The organism is Bradyrhizobium huanghuaihaiense (genome assembly GCF_007830635.1).
In the GTDB taxonomy this organism is placed as follows: Bacteria; Pseudomonadota; Alphaproteobacteria; order Rhizobiales; family Xanthobacteraceae; genus Bradyrhizobium; species Bradyrhizobium huanghuaihaiense.
Genome location: NZ_VLLA01000039.1, coordinates 1 through 14,648 on the forward strand (window position 1 = coordinate 1; position 14,648 = coordinate 14,648).

The window sequence follows — 14,648 nt, forward strand, 5'->3', positions numbered from 1 at the left end:
CAGCTTCAGAATCCGCTTGTCGGTCGTCTTCGTATAGATCGGCTGCTTGCCAGGCCGCGGCTTGTCTTGCAGCCCTTCAAGGCCATGGTCGGCATAGCGATGCCGCCAAAGGCTGACAATCCGCGGCTGGACCCCAACTTCCTTGGCGATCGACCGGGTGCTGCGCCCATCCGCCGCCAACAGAACTATCCGCGCCCGCTTCAAATCGCGCTGCAACGTCACCGGTGAGCGACAGCACGCCTCAAGCACCTTGCGATCTTTCCTCGAAAGGTGGACTTCTCTTGCTTCGGGTATCATCCCGACCTTGAATCACGACTCACGTTCCAAGAAAAGTGGGTACTAGAGCGGGATCGTCCAAAGTTCGAGGCCGCCTCAACCCGCAATCACGCAGCCTACGATCAGTATCAGATAAAGCAAATTGCCCATGCGCCCCTCAATATCCGGCTAGTCAAAGAACGGCTTCGTTTGGCCGGATACTATGTCGAATCCGGTGATCATAGAGCGGGTCCATGAGATCGTTTCGAGTGCGTTCAGATCGTCGCTGTCCTCACGAATCTTCGTGTAAGCGGTATCGAGGTTGGCGACGAATCCTTCCTTCAGGCCTGGAGCCGTATCCTCCAACGACTTCACTAGCGCCGCGAACATGATGGCGGTGGCCTTCTTCACATTGTCCAATTCAGTCGTCTTCTTGGTCATCTAGGATGCTCCAGTTCCGGGGCCGGAAGCTAACACAACCTCGGATTGAGCGCATAAAAAAGCCCGCTTCGCAGCGGGCTATGATCTTTTCGAAGGGGTGTGGACGACTAGCCGTCATTGGGGAAAGCTGCGGCCATGCGTTGAGCCGCAAGCGACTCAGGCGAGATGTGCGGAAGGGGTTTGATCGTGCGGCGGACGAAATGCTCGAAGTGGGGAGCCGGGAGTTCCATCATTGAAACATCGGTGTTGCCGATTGATGATCCACCGACCGCCATCGTCCCGATCAATCCAGCGGCGATTAGCGCCGGAATCTTCATCATCCTCAAGGCACCCGCCTTGCGGTGCTCGTTCGCATAGAACTTGAGCGCTGCGACGCACATTGCCATGTCGGTCGGCCCAAGAGTCACCTCTTCCCCTGCGCTCAACGCTGATGCAAGCGCGAGCACGTTGCCCCGGTTATTCACGATTAACGGTCCTTTTCTGTCGGGCAGCCCCCGACTCTTTTTTCTTGGTGTGATGACCAAGTCACGGCGATTTCCGCCGTGGCTTGGATGTCTTAATGTTTCATCGGATGATCCGTCAATGAAACACGCGGTTAATTCATAGACAAAATGTCTCCGTATTGAAACGGATGTGCAGAAAGTGCAGCGGGCCGGTGCGCTAATGCATCGCTGCCATCACCTTCCGACCGTAGGCAGTGCAACGCGGTTTAGCGTAGACGCCACGCTGATAGAGACTCACGCCATCGCAGCCGGAACCGCCGCGCGAGATCGCGATGCGAAGGTAGGCCATGCCAGCGCGCGCACCGGTGGCGCAGTCGAACAGGTCTCCGGTAACACCGACCTCGCGGGCAGTGACAGGCTTGACCTGCATGATCCCGCGCTCGCCTGCGCTTCCGAGAAGATGGCAGTTGTAGTTGCTTTCGACCTTGACCACGGCATGGGCGAGGGCGCGAGGGATGCCCTGGGCGTCTGCGGCGGCGTCGATGATTGAGCGGAGGTCGGAGCCGAGCGCAGGCAAAGAGGTTTCCATCACGGCCGCGATTGCTGCCGCGCTCAGAAGGCACTTCATGTTGTCGTTCTCCTAAAAGGCCGCTACGGCTTCACACTCGAAGCGATTGGCCTTGTCTCGGCGACGCATATTCTCTTTGTGCGTTACCATTTCCAGATGATCCGGATTCACGCAGCGGCGTGTCCGGCAGCGATGATCGAGTTGCTTGCGTGGAGGGATGGGACCGTGTTCAAGCACGTACATCACGATATGGACGGCCATGGTGCCGCCATCGAGAGACATGCGCGCGTAGTCCTTCCCCCTGCCTTTGCTACCCGACGTTGGTCCGGTCCACAAGTGGCACGGCGTATCGAGAGGCCCTTCGACGATCTCGACGCGAGCCATAACTTTGTCGCGAATCCGGTCTCTGCGCGTGCTCATTTTGATCGCCCTAAGCGCGCGCCTGCCGCGTCTTGAGCGCTGCAATGTGGAAGGCGCGGTTGTGGGGCGTGTCATCGACGGGCCACAGCACGCGAGACAGAGCGTTGCGGGGCTGGCCGCCTTCGACCCAGGTATGCAGCAACTCGGCGAACGGATCGCCGTTCGCTCGAGTGCGGTTGACGATCTTCACGTCCACGCTGGTCAGGTTGCGCGCCATCACGCGGCTTCCTTGTCGCTGTAGACGCCGAGCACGGCCAGCTTCTCGTCAACGACGGCGATGCCCTGATCGATGATAGCCTTCATCTCGGGCAGCATGCGCGCGACCAGATCGGGACGGACATCCTGCGTGCTGAGCATCGGCGACTTCAGGGTGATCTTCAGTTCCGCGCCAATGCGGACGAGCAATCCTTGCAGGTAGTCGCGTTCCTTGATCAGCTCGGCGACGGCGTTGAAGTTAGCGAGTTTCACTGTTGTCGTTCCCCAAGTTGTCGAGTCCATAGATTTCGCGGAAGCGGTCGCGGCTGATGTGCCTCGGATCAACCTCGACGACGCCCGGCGGCATGAAGGCGTTCGGATCGGGCTCGACCGCGATGCCATCCATCGCGATCTCGCCGGTGGTCAGAAAGCAGTGGCCGTAGTCAGCGGCACGCAGCTTGGCGGCGATCTCGGCGAACGCCGCCTGGGAGATCGGGAGTCGGACGAGCGTCCTCATGCGTAGCCCTCCGCTCGCACGGCCGAGCGCAGGGCGTTGATGCGCTTCTCGCTCTCGGCCAGCTTCGCTTCGAGTTCGGCGATCCGTGCGTTCTGCGCGCGCTCGGTGAACGCGGCGATCTCGCGAGCGAGGTCGGTGCGCTCTGCCGAGACGTAGGCGAGGCCCATGGACTTCTGGCGGGCATCGGCTTGCTGCACATAGGTGCAGTCAACGAACGCCTGGGTGAGCGCGAGTAGGCCGGGTTGAATCTGGCTCATGACTCAGACCGCCTTTCCGTCGCGGGCGGCGACGGAGACCATCGGCGGAACGCCCAAAGCCTTCAGCCACTCGATGCAGAACTGCGCGGCGGTGGCCTGATCGTGATGCTCGGCGAGCGCGTCTTCGATGACCTCGATCATCCCCTCGCGCCCCATCCCCTCGCGGAGCCCGTCGCGGATGTTGATCAGCGCGTGAAGGAACGACACCGCTTCGGCCGCGCGCTTGGCGTTCAGCTTGATCAGCGTGTCGATGTTGCCGCGAAGGATGTCGTTGTGCGCCTTGGACGAGATGGAGGCGCGCAGGTCGAACCAACCGAAGAGCATGAGGATCATGGCGGCGGTGGTGAAGATGCAGGCGGTTGGCGCGTAGCCGTTGAGAGTCGCGTCGAGCGCGAGCGCGAGGCCGAAGCCGCCGGTGATGAGCACAGCGAAGAGACGAAGCATGGTGATGGCTTTCATGGGAGGGTGAACCTGCAAGGATCGCTTGCAGGTTGGAGGGGGTCAGTGGGCGAGGGGCGTGTGGTCGGGCGGCAGCTTCTTGCCGACCGCGCGTGCGCCTTCCGGCGTGACGCTGAAGACCTTCATCGAGCCGTAGTCGGCGCGCGGGGTGCGGATCATCACGCCCTTGTCGGCGAGGCTCTGCGCGAGCTTGATGTCGCTGCCGTTGGAGTGGACGGCGACGCGGTTGCGGCAGACGGCGCGCGAGCGTTCGAGGCCGAGCGCCCGGCGGACCAACATTCCCTCTTCGTAGCCGATGGCGTTCATGGCGCTCCCCCTCAACCGAACAAGGCGTTCTGGTCGGAGTACATTGCCCGCGGCGCGGAGCGACGCGGCTTTGCGTGGATCGCCTGGGGGAGATCGACGGCGGTCAGGCTGTCCTTGTGGCGCAGGACGTGAGCCGACATGCCGCTGATGTTCGTTTTGCGGTCGGTCAGCTTGACGAGCGTGCCGAGCTTGACGAGTTCCGAGACGCGGGGACGGATCGCGAGGACGCTTTCCTTCAGTTGCTTGGCGATCTCGTCCGCCGTCAGGCGGTAGCCGTTGAGCATCAGTTCGATGATCGCGATGCGGAGCATCGCTGCCCGGCTGACGACCTTCTCGGCGGCGTCCTTCGAAGCGCCACCGCCCTTCGATCCCGGCGTGTTCGGATAGTTCTGAGACATAGACAAAGCTCTCCCGTTCGCCCCGAAGGGCGGTTTTCAGATCGGAGATGTGCGGTGTGGATTTCCCGTCCCGTCCGGCCTGAATCAGGCCGGGTCCGCTGGAATCAACGGATACACGATGGATGATCCGTCGAGCAAGGGTTTCGATAGGGATGTTGACGGATGGCCGCAGGCCGATGGTTAGCCAGCGGTTGAGAGCAAGCCGATCTCGCGCATGGAAATCACCAACTCCATATTATCTTTTGAGGGGGGGTTGGGTTTTCGAGGAATACCGTCGCAAAACTAAACCCCTCATTTTCGATAGGCTCTGGCCGACCATTGAAGGGTTTCTCCTATATATATAGTAGTAATATATACTTGTAATATATTCGGTAGAAGATATGTCTGTAGGTGGTTACTACTATATATAGGGGCGAAACCCCTCTAACCGGCAGTTGATGTTTTGCCCGATGACGGATGTGTCCGTCATTTCGACGGATGGAGTTGATATTATCCGATGCGCAGGAAGGTCATGTCGCAGTGGGACTCCAAGGCGGCGTTCCTCAACGTACCGGACGATGGATGGTCCTTCGTTGGCTTCGCCAACGCCTTGCCGTGCCATCCTAGCGAGGCAGAGGCCATCGCTCGGTATCTGCACCGGAAGCGGATGATCTGGCTCTCGATGCGCGCTGGGCACGGCAGGGTCTTCCCGGCGGCGATGCGTCCCGGTCGAGGTCGGCCGAAGGCGAGGGGAGTCGAGCAGCCGCCGTTGATCGACCCGCAACTGGCGGGCTTCCTCACCCAGGCGCATCCGACGTTCCTGAAGATCAGGCTGTTGCTCAGTCGCGATCCCGGCGGGGCATGGAATGAGAACCAGGCGGTCAAGGCCGAGATCAACTTCGCCATCGCGGTCGAGGCGACGAACCTGATGGCGCTCTGCCGGACGTTCGCCAAGGAACACCCCTCCATCCCCATTGCGGCGCTCCGTGACGCGCTATGGCTCGATAGGCCGCACACGATGCCCGTCGTCGCGCAGACGCAGCCCGACCTTGCCATGGCTGGCTCAGAGCAGTTCGTCGTGCAGCCCGTGGCGAAGACCCGGCTCTCGAAGAACCTGACCGACGAAGAGCGCATGATGTCCTACATCGACGCCGCTGGCGCATCAGGCATTGCCGTCTATGAGATCGTGAACAAGGGCAAGATCGCTCGCGACCGCGTCACGCAGATCGGCGAGATGTTCGAGAACATGGGCGCGATCCACTCGGCAGTGGTCCGCATGTCGGATCGCGGACGCACGGGAACGCGGTACTTTATGCGCAAGTACGGCGAGCCGGTGATCGGCGAGGGTGGCCGGCTACTTTATTGTCGCGACTTAGCGATCTGATAGGCACATAGGCTGATCGGCCGCGCGAGCCGCGTTGGCTGCAAGCACCGCAAGCGCTTGCGACCGCAGGGATGTGATGTGCCGATCAAAGCTCGACGAGCGAAGGTTTGGAGTGTTGATTGTCAATGCCCATTCGGACCCATAGTACAAGTTAGCGGCACGTGACTCGGCGCCTTGTCGGAAGCGCTGTCCCTACCACGCGCCGCTAACTTCACCACGGTCAGCCTCAAGCAGCGGAAGAAGCTGACCGGGGGGGATCATTCGGCGAGCGCCCTAGCACTGACGGCAGACGACGTCCTACCGCGCCCACGCTGCCGGGGAAGTTAGCGGCAACGTGAGTCTGAACGCTCACCGCTGGAGGACGGAAAGCGCTGTCCCTATCACGTGCCGCTAACTTCAGTAGTCAGCCTCGCAACAACAGGCCAACCACCCGGCCTTCCCGTGAGGGTGGTCACACCACAGGATAAAGTGGATTTTACCGGGAGAGGGGGCGTGGAGAACCTGCCAGGATTAGTAGGCTGTGTGGTGTTTCAGGAGGTTGTCCATCTGGTCTGAACCGGGGAGCTGAGGTTGCGAAGCTTCAGTGCTCCGAGGAGAGACCAGATGGACGTCCACAAGAATGCGCCTTATGGGCAAATTGTTAGGTTGTGACGGCCAAGCGGAAATCTCATGATCAGACCCGACATTACCGCGTACGACCCCGGAGCAGAAGTCGCAAAGCACGAGGCCGAACTCGAGGAAATAATGCCTTTGTACCACTACACGTCCGCCGCAGGTTTACATGGCATCATAGCCAGCAGATCGCTGTGGACCTCACACTACCGCTTCCTCAACGACACGTCGGAGTTTCAGCACGGCTGGAAGATCGTGATCGAGGCCCTCGACCGTCGCGGCGCCGAAATCAGAGAACTCTCATCGCTTGCCTGGGAGACGATCGCACTGTTTCGTCAACACAGTGACGAAATTCATGGGTTCGTCGGGTCATTGACGTCTAAAGGCGATCTGCTCTCGCAATGGCGAGGCTACAATCGTGGACAAGGCTTCTCGATCGGATTCAACGCAGACTGGCTTTTGAAGAACGCCGCGGCGCAGGGATTTGATATCACGCCCGTCCTCTATGACCCAGAGAGCCAACGAGCGGCGGCTGATGGGGCAGTAACCCTGCTCATCGACCGCTTGTTGGAAGGGACGGATGAGCCGGAGGGCGCCCGCGCACAAGTCAAGACATGGTGGTCGCATGCACTGAAGACAGCTCTCGTTCTCAAGAACGGGCACTTCCAAGAGGAGCGCGAGCGGCGCCTGGTTTGGGTTGGTGTTTCCTGGCCCGCTGGACTAAAGACGCGCTTCTCACCAGCCGGTTTAGTTCCTTACCGTGCCTGTCAGTTTAACAAGGTCGTCATCAACAATGCAGCCACGCACCCCAATAACTGTGGCATCGAGGAAATCATCATTGGTCCCGCTTTGGCGCATCAGCAGACCTGCGCGGTGGACGCTCTATTGGCTTCACACAGCATGCGTCTCACGATCAAGCGGTCGGCGATACCCTATCTAGCAGACTGAACGCCTGTGCTTCTACGAAGAGTTGGTTCAGGGGCGCTCTTTATGGCCCTTTTTCCCGAAGCGAGCGACGCGTTGCGGCTGCCGAACTGGTCTCGACCTGCGCATCCAACCGCGCGAGCATTCGCGCATGGAAACTCGCATCGTCAACGACATCCCTGAGTGGCGCTATCAGGCGGCGGTCATCGCTCGCCTTCACGCGCTCGAAGACGACGGGTATCCGCTCACCTGTGCCGGTGACATGAACCGAGCGAAGCGTTCGCGACGCGAGCGCATGGAAGCCAAGGTAACGGGCCTTACGGCGGGCGAGCCCGACGTTCGCGTTTATGTCACCGGCGGCGTGCTGCTCAGCATCGAAGTGAAGACTCCCACGGGATCGCGCTCGAAAAATCAGAAGGATCGGCACAAGAAGCTGACCGACCTGGGCTTCATCGTGATCACGGCGAAGGCTGCCACCCCGGAAGAGCTCGCGGACGAAGTCGAGCGGATCGTGCGGAGCTATCTGTAGTGCAGATCACGCTCACGCTCACGAAGGGGATGCTCGACCAACTCGATCAGCTTCGAGATCGCAGTATCAACACCGCGACTGCCAAGGCGCTGACCTTCACCGCGCAGGACGCGCAGCAAGCGTTGCGCGTCCAAATCCCAGGCATCTTCGTCCTGCGTCGCCCTTGGGTGGTCAGCGGCATCCGCATTCGTCCGGCGAACGGCGGCAATCTCACGTCAGTCGTCGGCAGCATCGACAAGTACATGGAGCGCCATGTGATCGGTGCGGGCAAGGAGAAGTATCCCGACAACGCCCTATCGATCCACCCGAAGCGCAATAGCAGCGGCCGTCTCGCCACCGGCGGCATCCTGATCAAACCCTACGGATCGATTGGTAGCGCCCCGGTGCATACCGTGGTGCGTCGCCAGTTGAAGCGCATGGACGGTCAGAAGCGGAAGACGTTCCAGATCGTGAGCAACGGCAAGGTGCTGATCGTGCGTCGTCGCACGAAGAAGCGTCTGCCGCTGCAAACGCTCGCCGTGCTGCAAGGAAGCGCGACGATCAATGAGCATTGGGATTTCCTCGGGACCGTGTCCGGCGTCGTCCAGGCGCGCTTCCCGCAGCACTTCTATCGGGCAGTGGTCAATGCAGCGACGCGATAGAGGGGCCATGAGCGAAATGACTCCCACCCCCCTCGGACGTAGGCGACGCACGGTTCTACTCGCGCTCGCGATCTTCGCGATCTTGAGCACGACGGTCCCCATGGCTCTGACCGACGAACTGCACAGCGACCAAGATATCTCTTTGCAGAAAATGCAAACAACTCGGACTAGGGCCATACCAGCGATGTCAGCCCCTTCGACCAAGACCTCGGGCCTGCTAAGGATCAGCGCGCCGCATTACTGTGCTGGGGCGGACGTCATCGACGGGATCGTGTCAGGCAATGTCGCGCCGATTATTCGCTACATGCGTGGATGGCGCATCGAGTGCATGATTGTCCCGTCATCCGTGAAGCTCGTCATTCAACTGTTTTTCCAGTCGCTGAAGCTCCTCTGAAGGAACGGAGACTGGCGACGGCATGGCTTGATCATCCAGATGATCCAGCACTCGCCGAAGCTCCCCCTGAGGGAGCTGCTCTGAATGGAATGCGGCTTGCTCCTGAATGAAAGCCGACGGGGCGGGGTGATCATCTGGCCTTTCCTGAAGCTCCTCTGCGGATTCGGCATCAAGCAGTCGCCGAAGCTCCCCTGGAGAGAACTGCTCGGGATTAAAAGTAAACTCTTCCGGATCGATGGAGAACGACAGAGCAGGATGCTTGTCTCCTAGTCCGTGAAGCTCGTCATTCAACTGTTTTTCCAGTCGCTGAAGCTCCTCTGAAGGAACGGAGACTGCCGAGGGCATCGCTTGATCATCCAGATGACCCAGCACTCGCTCAAGCTCCCCTTGCGGGAGGTGCTCTGAATGGAATGCGGTTTGCTCCTGAATGAAAGGAGACGGCACGGGTTGATCATCTAGCCATTCCCGAAGCTCCTCTGGAGAGAACAGTTCGCGATCCAAAGTAAACTCTTCCGGATCGATGGAAAACGACGGAGCAGGATGATTGTCTCCCAGTGCGTGACGCTCGTCTTGCAACTGATTTTCCAGTCGCTGAAGCTCCTCTGAAGGGTCGGAGACTGCCGACGGCATGGCTTGTTCATCGAGATGATCCAGCACTCCCGGAGGGTCCTCGCGAGAAACTAAATGACTGGTGTCACGATAGCCATGGCCCCTGCTGCCAACGGTGTCGTCAATGCGCTGCGGTTTCATCTGCACCGCGGTTTCGGGGTTGATGAGCGCGTTCTGGAAGGAATGATTGCGCTCAGCGCTACGGCGCACTGCACGCACGACGGGTCTTCCTGTCGCCCGAAAGGTCCGGAAATGATCTATGGATTTAAGGAGAATCGCACTACGCCCTCCAGTGTACTTGTGTATGGCGCCGTCGTCGATCAGCGACTTGCTGTCCAGCCGAGCAACAATGCTCGGTCGGTTATTTTCGAACAGCCAACGGCTATAATCAATCAGGCGGCTTCCATGCTCATGCGCCGTTCTGCTACTCATGCCGCCCTCCATGAGGGCGTGCTCAAGCCTCAGGAGGGCAGCATCCTCGGCATAAAGAGGCCGCTCGTCCGAATGCCCCCGGATTCTAACGCCTGTTGAGGCAACCCGCGGCGCACCGCTACTTTCTCCCGAAGCGGCGTTCGCGCTTGACTGTCGGTATATCACAACCTCTTCAAGATCGGGCAGCGTCCTCCGTCTCTTCGCTGCTCTCGATTGAGCCGCGTCACGCTCATGATTGATAAGGACCCCTTCGCTTTGCAGGAGATTGCTCCCGGCGCTTGCATCCGTCCTTTCGCCAAGGGATTGTTGGACATCGTTACATGCGTGCTTCGCTGGGGACCGGTGCCCGCTGGCAACGTAAGCGGCCTGGCTTGCCTGCGCCACGTGCTGCTCAAATTGACCGGCTTGGCCCGCCTGCGGCTCTTCCGAAACGGCGTGCCGCGCTAGCGACCCAGCTGGCACATTAGATGGATCGAAGTTCTGCCGGTCCATGTCAGCCTCGTGTTCAAGATTACCTGCGTAGGTCCCCTACTGCGGCAAGCTTTCTAGAACCTGACGTAGAGATGTCTCGCAGCGGTCGCAAAGGCCAGCCTGGGAACCGACATCGCTAGGAGTCAGCGTCTTCCCCATGATCTAGCTTCTCGCACCTGCTGCCAGCTTCGAACATCTCACAGATTGTAACTGGGTCCTTCCAGGGCCCTTCCCCCATTCGGGTGACGCGCGACCACTGACCCCTGGCAGATATAAAATTTCAAAAGTGACTTTCTGTTCTCGGATCGGTTGTAGAGCAGGGGGTTCCACCCCCCCCCGGCCTGCCCCCGGAAAACATCCGGTTGGCAATTTCCAAAGGCGAAATTGATGTTTTGGTCCGTCGCCGGTCCGGCGAGGCGGAAGGGAGACCGAAACACGCTCGAAAGAAACAATACCGATTGAGACCGTATCGCCTCATCGCGGGAGAGGCGAAGTGGAAGAGATCAGAAAGAGGGTGGTCCGCAACAGGCGGCCGGTGCGTACTGACGAGCAGAAGCGGCAGGCTGCGACCTGGATTGCCGATTACTACCGCCGGAATCCAGCCAAGCGGGCCGAAAAAAACGAGAAGGCGTGCCTCCGGTCATACCTGAAGAAACAGTCGCTCGCTTGTCTGGTCACGCGGCTGTTCCGCAGCAATGTCGAGGCTGTGATCGCCGTTAAGAGGGAGATCGAGGAAGGCAATATCGATCAACGCGGACGCGCTCAGTTGCGGGCCAACGCGATCAGTTTTCTCGGAGGGCGATGCGCGTGGTGCGGCCACGACGACATGCTCTGTTTGCAGCTTGATCACATCAAGCCTGTGAAGCGACGCACCAACGGCATCAAGGCGCACGACTCCGCTGCGTTCTGCCGTGAGATTTTGAGCGGGAAGACCGACAACGCGCAGGTTCTTTGCGCCAACTGCCACATGGTCAAGACGCGGCTCGGCGGCGAGTACGGGGCAGCCGACGCGCTGCCTTTCGACCCCTGGGCGGGGCTCGATGACGATGGGGATACCGGAACGGCCTCGAACGACAACATCCGGTCTGAGACCGTAACGCTCCAAATCGGAGCAATCGCAGCATGATCGTTATCGGCCTCAAGGGCCTTATCGGGTCCGGCAAAACCACCGTGGCCCGCCATCTCATCGAAAATCACGGCTTTGTACGCGGCCGGTTCGCTGGCGCGCTGAAGGACATGCTGCGCGCCTACCTGCGCTACCGGCGCTGCGACGAAGCCACCATCGAGCGCATGATCGACGGCGATCTCAAGGAACTGCCGACGCCCTGGCTGGGCGGCAAGTCGCCGCGCCATGCAATGGAAGGGCTGGGCGGTCATTGGGGCCGCGATTGGATGGGCTCCGAGTTCTGGATCGGGACGGAGACCGACAAGCTCTACATGGGCGCGCCGAAACGCGTCGTGTTCGAGGACGTGCGCCACGGCAATGAGGGCGAGGCTATCGACCGCATGGGCGGTTGGGTGATCGAGATCGTTCGCCCCGGCCTGATCCCCCAGGAACACCGCACCGAGCAGGCGCAGGCCGAAGTAAAGGCCCATCGCTCCGTCATGAACTACCAGGGCGATATGGCGTCCACCTTCCGGCAGATGGACATCGTCGTCGCCGATCTGGCGGCGCGGACCGACCGGCTGAACGTGATCGACTGATCATGGGCAAGACCGTCAACCGACAAGAGCTTGCGGACATCTTCGGCTATTCGCTGCCGACGATCTCCGCATGGGTCGAGAACGGGATGCCGGTCAAGTCGCACGGCGGCCGTGGCAAGCAGTTCGAGTTCGACACCGAAGACGTGCTGAAGTGGCTGCTCGCGCGCGAACGTGCAGAGCGCAAGGCGCATACGGCCGCGACGCTGAAGGAAGGCGGCGAAGAGATCACCATCGACAAGGCGCGCCTCCGCAATGAGATCGCGAAGGCGAAACTGTCCGAGTTGGAATTGGCGACGAAGATGGAGCTTGTTCGCCCCATCCAAATGATCGTCAGGGTGCTCTCGAACGAAATCGCCAACGCACGCGCGCGGCTGCTCGGCATCCCATCCAAGCTCCGGCCCGCCATTCAACTCGAAGTGGGCGCGCCTGAAGGCACGAAGAAGCTGGTCAACGAAGTTGAGCGGCTGATCCTCGAAGCACTGAACGAAATCAAGATGACCACGGAGCCCGTCGAGGAAGAGCCTCACGTCGAGCCGCCGGTCGAACACATCGAGCAAGACGAAGAAGAAAATGACGAGTGAGTTTAAGCCTTCGTGGATGAAGTGGCCGCCCAACAGTTGCGAAGTCTGCACCGGATGGAAGCGGGAAGGGGAGTGGCACGGCGTTTGTCAACGCACGGCCTCGATCAACTTCGAGCAGCCGACCGACGCACGTCAGCGCTGCCCTGAGTATCAGCGCAAGCCGGATTGAGCATGACCGCCGCCGCCGCCGTAGTCGATGAATACAGTGACGATGCCGCGTATGAAGCTCGGCTTCGCGCGCAGGTTCGCGAGATCATCGCGCAGAGCTTCAGCCCGCCGCCGAAGCTGACCGTCTCCGAATGGGCGGACGAATACCGCGTGCTCTCGCCGGAAGCGTCTTCCGAGCCCGGCAAGTGGTCTACTGCGCGCGTCGAGCCGTCGCGCGGCATCATGGATGCCTTCGCCGATCCCGAGATCGAGATCATCACCTGTATGGTCGCGGCGCAGACGGTGAAGACCGAAGTCATCAACAACGTGGCTGGCTTCCACGTCCATCTCGATCCTTGCCCGATGCTCATCCTGCAACCGACGTTGCAGATGGCCGAAGCGTACTCGAAGGATCGTCTCGCGCCGATGATCCGCGACACGCCTCCGCTCTCGGCGAAGCTCGGCAACAGCGCGCGCGATTCTGAAGACACGATCCTTCACAAGAAGTATGCGGGCGGCCACATCACTATGGCGGGGGCAAACTCGCCTGCGTCGCTCGCGTCGCGTCCGATCCGCATTCTGCTCTGCGACGAAGTTGATCGCTATGAGGCGAGCGCCGGTAAGGAAGGCGATCCCGTCTCGCTCGCAATCGAGCGAACCACGACGTTCTGGAATCGCAAGATCGCACTCGTCTCGACGCCGACCATCAAGGGCGCGTCGCGCATCGAGTCCTCCTATGAGGAAAGCGATCAGCGCCGGTTCTTCGTGCCGTGCCCGAAGTGCGCGCACATGCAGCATCTGCGATGGGCGCAGGTCCGTTGGCCCGATAATGATCCGTTGGCGGCACGCTATCACTGCGAATACAGCGACCCCGACACCGGCGAACTGTGCGACCACGGATGGAGCGAGGCCGAGCGGCTGAAGGCGATCCAGCGCGGCGTGTGGATCGCGACGCGGCCCGAAGTGAAGGGTCACGCGGGCTTCCACTTGAACCGCATCGCGTCGCCGTGGCGCGCTCTCGGCGAGATGGCGCGTGACTTCGTGTTGGTGAAGAAGCACCCCGAGCGTCTGAAGACCTGGGTGAACACGCGCCTTGCGGAGACGTGGGAAGAGCGCGGCGAGCGAGCCAACCCCGACTCGATCTTTGCGCGCCGTGAAGAGTATGACGCCGCGATCATCTTGCCGAGCGGCGTCGGCTGCATCACCGGCTCCGTCGATATTCAGGACGACCGCGCCGAAGTCGAGTGGTGCGGTTGGGGCCAGGACGATGAATCGTGGTCGCTCGACTACAAGGTTCACTATGGCGCGCCGAACACCCCCGGCTTTTGGGAGGTCATCGACAACGCCTTGATGCGAACGTTCAAGCATCCGTCCGGCGTCGAGATGCGCGTGGAGGCGGCCTGCATCGACTCTGGCGGTCACTTCACGCAGCACGTCTACAACTTCGTTCGGCCGCGCATCGCTCGCCGCGTCTACGCTATTAAGGGCATCGGCGGACCCGGCCGCCCGATCTGGCCGGTGAAGGGCACCGTCAACAAGGCGAAGAACGTCACGATCTTCGTGCTCGGTGTCGATCAGGCGAAGGACATGCACTACAAGCGGCTCGAACTGAAGGAGCCCGGTCCCGGCTACTGCCATTACCCGCTGCTCGAAAACTATGACAAGAAGTTCTTCGAGGGCCTGACCGCCGAAAAAGCGGTGCTGAAGACCGATAGGCGCGGCTTCGTGACGAAGGAATGGCACAAGGTCCATCAGCGCAACGAACCGCTCGATCTCCGCGTCTACAATATCGCGGCGCGGCTCTCGCTCGGCATCAACATGGAGCGTCGTTTGATGGCTCTGCGAGCGGCAGCGGCGAACGCGCTGAATGCTGCTCCGCAAATGCCCGTCGTGCGCGAAGAACCGACCCCTGCGGCTCCCCAAGCCGTTCCTGGGAGGCGTCGCGTCCGCAGCCGTGGCGTTGAAAGTTAAGGATTGAGCGG

General features: G+C 60.6%; 22 protein-coding genes. 9 read left to right on the forward strand and 13 right to left on the reverse strand.

Annotated features, from left to right (window positions below; genetic code table 11):
* The 12 genes from IQ16_RS40120 to IQ16_RS40175 all read right to left on the reverse strand — a co-directional run.
* A partial coding sequence (locus IQ16_RS40120; RefSeq protein WP_145632531.1) for a helix-turn-helix domain-containing protein occupies positions 1–297 on the reverse strand: 297 nt, incomplete at its 3' end.
* A 147-nt stretch (positions 298–444) separates the two neighbouring features.
* Entirely contained in the window at positions 445–696 is a 252-nt protein-coding gene (locus IQ16_RS46120; protein WP_038952982.1) for a hypothetical protein, read from the reverse strand.
* 107 nt (positions 697–803) lie between these two features.
* The gene (locus IQ16_RS40130) at positions 804–1,220 is read right to left on the reverse strand and encodes a hypothetical protein (protein ID WP_028153911.1); all 417 of its coding nucleotides are present in this window, start codon (positions 1,218–1,220) and stop codon (positions 804–806) included.
* A 136-nt stretch (positions 1,221–1,356) separates the two neighbouring features.
* Positions 1,357–1,767, reverse strand: a complete 411-nt coding sequence (locus IQ16_RS40135) for a lytic transglycosylase domain-containing protein (RefSeq protein WP_049832012.1) — start codon at positions 1,765–1,767, stop codon at positions 1,357–1,359.
* Positions 1,768–1,779: 12 nt separating this feature from the next.
* Positions 1,780–2,127: an HNH endonuclease signature motif containing protein gene (locus IQ16_RS40140; RefSeq protein WP_028153910.1), complete on the reverse strand. Its 348-nt coding sequence runs from the start codon at positions 2,125–2,127 to the stop codon at positions 1,780–1,782.
* A 10-nt stretch (positions 2,128–2,137) separates the two neighbouring features.
* A complete protein-coding gene (locus IQ16_RS40145; RefSeq protein WP_038967769.1) occupies positions 2,138–2,344 on the reverse strand; it encodes a hypothetical protein in 207 nt (68 codons plus the stop codon).
* Positions 2,344–2,595: a hypothetical protein gene (locus IQ16_RS40150; protein ID WP_028153908.1), complete on the reverse strand. Its 252-nt coding sequence runs from the start codon at positions 2,593–2,595 to the stop codon at positions 2,344–2,346. The genes IQ16_RS40145 and IQ16_RS40150 overlap by 1 nt, the downstream gene beginning before the upstream one ends.
* Positions 2,582–2,839, reverse strand: a complete 258-nt coding sequence (locus tag IQ16_RS40155) for a hypothetical protein (protein WP_028153907.1) — start codon at positions 2,837–2,839, stop codon at positions 2,582–2,584. Before IQ16_RS40155 ends, IQ16_RS40150 begins: the two co-directional genes overlap by 14 nt.
* The gene (locus tag IQ16_RS40160; protein ID WP_028153906.1) at positions 2,836–3,096 is read right to left on the reverse strand and encodes a hypothetical protein; all 261 of its coding nucleotides are present in this window, start codon (positions 3,094–3,096) and stop codon (positions 2,836–2,838) included. Before IQ16_RS40160 ends, IQ16_RS40155 begins: the two co-directional genes overlap by 4 nt.
* 3 nt (positions 3,097–3,099) lie before the next feature.
* Positions 3,100–3,522: a hypothetical protein gene (locus tag IQ16_RS40165; protein ID WP_145832157.1), complete on the reverse strand. Its 423-nt coding sequence runs from the start codon at positions 3,520–3,522 to the stop codon at positions 3,100–3,102.
* 75 nt (positions 3,523–3,597) lie between these two features.
* A complete protein-coding gene (locus tag IQ16_RS40170) occupies positions 3,598–3,861 on the reverse strand; it encodes a hypothetical protein (protein ID WP_028153904.1) in 264 nt (87 codons plus the stop codon).
* Between the two features lie 11 nt (positions 3,862–3,872).
* The gene (locus tag IQ16_RS40175; protein WP_038967771.1) at positions 3,873–4,259 is read right to left on the reverse strand and encodes a hypothetical protein; all 387 of its coding nucleotides are present in this window, start codon (positions 4,257–4,259) and stop codon (positions 3,873–3,875) included.
* Positions 4,260–4,755: 496 nt separating this feature from the next.
* On the opposite strand from IQ16_RS40175, the gene IQ16_RS40180 reads away from it, so the two are divergent.
* The 5 genes from IQ16_RS40180 (at position 4,756) to IQ16_RS40200 (ending at position 8,722) form a co-directional block, all read left to right on the forward strand.
* Positions 4,756–5,622: a hypothetical protein gene (locus IQ16_RS40180; RefSeq protein WP_038967772.1), complete on the forward strand. Its 867-nt coding sequence runs from the start codon at positions 4,756–4,758 to the stop codon at positions 5,620–5,622.
* A gap of 669 nt (positions 5,623–6,291) precedes the next feature.
* Complete coding sequence (locus tag IQ16_RS40185) at positions 6,292–7,182, forward strand: DUF2971 domain-containing protein (protein WP_038945758.1); 891 nt, start codon at positions 6,292–6,294, stop codon at positions 7,180–7,182.
* Positions 7,183–7,309: 127 nt separating this feature from the next.
* Positions 7,310–7,687, forward strand: coding sequence for a VRR-NUC domain-containing protein (locus IQ16_RS40190; protein WP_038945757.1), 378 nt, complete (start codon positions 7,310–7,312; stop codon positions 7,685–7,687).
* Positions 7,687–8,328, forward strand: coding sequence for a hypothetical protein (locus IQ16_RS40195; protein ID WP_038945756.1), 642 nt, complete (start codon positions 7,687–7,689; stop codon positions 8,326–8,328). Before IQ16_RS40190 ends, IQ16_RS40195 begins: the two co-directional genes overlap by 1 nt.
* A 100-nt stretch (positions 8,329–8,428) precedes the next feature.
* Positions 8,429–8,722 (forward strand): hypothetical protein, encoded by a 294-nt coding sequence (locus IQ16_RS40200; protein ID WP_143279770.1) that lies wholly within the window; start codon positions 8,429–8,431, stop codon positions 8,720–8,722.
* Here IQ16_RS40200 and IQ16_RS40205 read toward each other — a convergent pair.
* Positions 8,669–9,763: a hypothetical protein gene (locus IQ16_RS40205; protein ID WP_143279769.1), complete on the reverse strand. Its 1,095-nt coding sequence runs from the start codon at positions 9,761–9,763 to the stop codon at positions 8,669–8,671. The genes IQ16_RS40200 and IQ16_RS40205 overlap by 54 nt on opposite strands.
* Positions 9,764–10,727: 964 nt before the next feature.
* Here IQ16_RS40205 and IQ16_RS40210 point away from each other — a divergent pair.
* From IQ16_RS40210 to IQ16_RS40225, 4 genes are all read left to right on the forward strand, one after another.
* The gene (locus IQ16_RS40210; protein WP_038967775.1) at positions 10,728–11,360 is read left to right on the forward strand and encodes a hypothetical protein; all 633 of its coding nucleotides are present in this window, start codon (positions 10,728–10,730) and stop codon (positions 11,358–11,360) included.
* Positions 11,357–11,938, forward strand: a complete 582-nt coding sequence (locus IQ16_RS40215) for a P-loop nucleotide/nucleoside kinase family protein (protein WP_038967776.1) — start codon at positions 11,357–11,359, stop codon at positions 11,936–11,938. Before IQ16_RS40210 ends, IQ16_RS40215 begins: the two co-directional genes overlap by 4 nt.
* Before the next feature lie 2 nt (positions 11,939–11,940).
* Positions 11,941–12,519 (forward strand): terminase small subunit, encoded by a 579-nt coding sequence (locus tag IQ16_RS40220; RefSeq protein WP_038967777.1) that lies wholly within the window; start codon positions 11,941–11,943, stop codon positions 12,517–12,519.
* A gap of 171 nt (positions 12,520–12,690) precedes the next feature.
* Complete coding sequence (locus IQ16_RS40225; protein ID WP_028181392.1) at positions 12,691–14,637, forward strand: phage terminase large subunit family protein; 1,947 nt, start codon at positions 12,691–12,693, stop codon at positions 14,635–14,637.
* The last annotated feature ends 11 nt before the right edge of the window (positions 14,638–14,648 follow it).

Bases quoted from the DNA above. Each gene is read 5' to 3' on its own strand.
- IQ16_RS40225 (WP_028181392.1), top strand. From the start codon at position 12,691: ATGACCGCCGCCGCCGCCGTAGTCGATGAATACAGTGACGATGCCGCG.
- IQ16_RS40205 (WP_143279769.1), bottom strand. From the start codon at position 9,763: ATGAGTAGCAGAACGGCGCATGAGCATGGAAGCCGCCTGATTGATTAT.
- IQ16_RS40220 (WP_038967777.1), top strand. From the start codon at position 11,941: ATGGGCAAGACCGTCAACCGACAAGAGCTTGCGGACATCTTCGGCTAT.
- IQ16_RS46120 (WP_038952982.1), bottom strand. From the start codon at position 696: ATGACCAAGAAGACGACTGAATTGGACAATGTGAAGAAGGCCACCGCC.
- IQ16_RS40185 (WP_038945758.1), top strand. From the start codon at position 6,292: ATGATCAGACCCGACATTACCGCGTACGACCCCGGAGCAGAAGTCGCA.
- IQ16_RS40190 (WP_038945757.1), top strand. From the start codon at position 7,310: ATGGAAACTCGCATCGTCAACGACATCCCTGAGTGGCGCTATCAGGCG.
- IQ16_RS40215 (WP_038967776.1), top strand. From the start codon at position 11,357: ATGATCGTTATCGGCCTCAAGGGCCTTATCGGGTCCGGCAAAACCACC.
- IQ16_RS40160 (WP_028153906.1), bottom strand. From the start codon at position 3,096: ATGAGCCAGATTCAACCCGGCCTACTCGCGCTCACCCAGGCGTTCGTT.
- IQ16_RS40200 (WP_143279770.1), top strand. From the start codon at position 8,429: ATGGCTCTGACCGACGAACTGCACAGCGACCAAGATATCTCTTTGCAG.
- IQ16_RS40145 (WP_038967769.1), bottom strand. From the start codon at position 2,344: ATGGCGCGCAACCTGACCAGCGTGGACGTGAAGATCGTCAACCGCACT.
- IQ16_RS40140 (WP_028153910.1), bottom strand. From the start codon at position 2,127: ATGAGCACGCGCAGAGACCGGATTCGCGACAAAGTTATGGCTCGCGTC.
- IQ16_RS40170 (WP_028153904.1), bottom strand. From the start codon at position 3,861: ATGAACGCCATCGGCTACGAAGAGGGAATGTTGGTCCGCCGGGCGCTC.
- IQ16_RS40155 (WP_028153907.1), bottom strand. From the start codon at position 2,839: ATGAGGACGCTCGTCCGACTCCCGATCTCCCAGGCGGCGTTCGCCGAG.
- IQ16_RS40135 (WP_049832012.1), bottom strand. From the start codon at position 1,767: ATGAAGTGCCTTCTGAGCGCGGCAGCAATCGCGGCCGTGATGGAAACC.
- IQ16_RS40175 (WP_038967771.1), bottom strand. From the start codon at position 4,259: ATGTCTCAGAACTATCCGAACACGCCGGGATCGAAGGGCGGTGGCGCT.
- IQ16_RS40180 (WP_038967772.1), top strand. From the start codon at position 4,756: ATGCGCAGGAAGGTCATGTCGCAGTGGGACTCCAAGGCGGCGTTCCTC.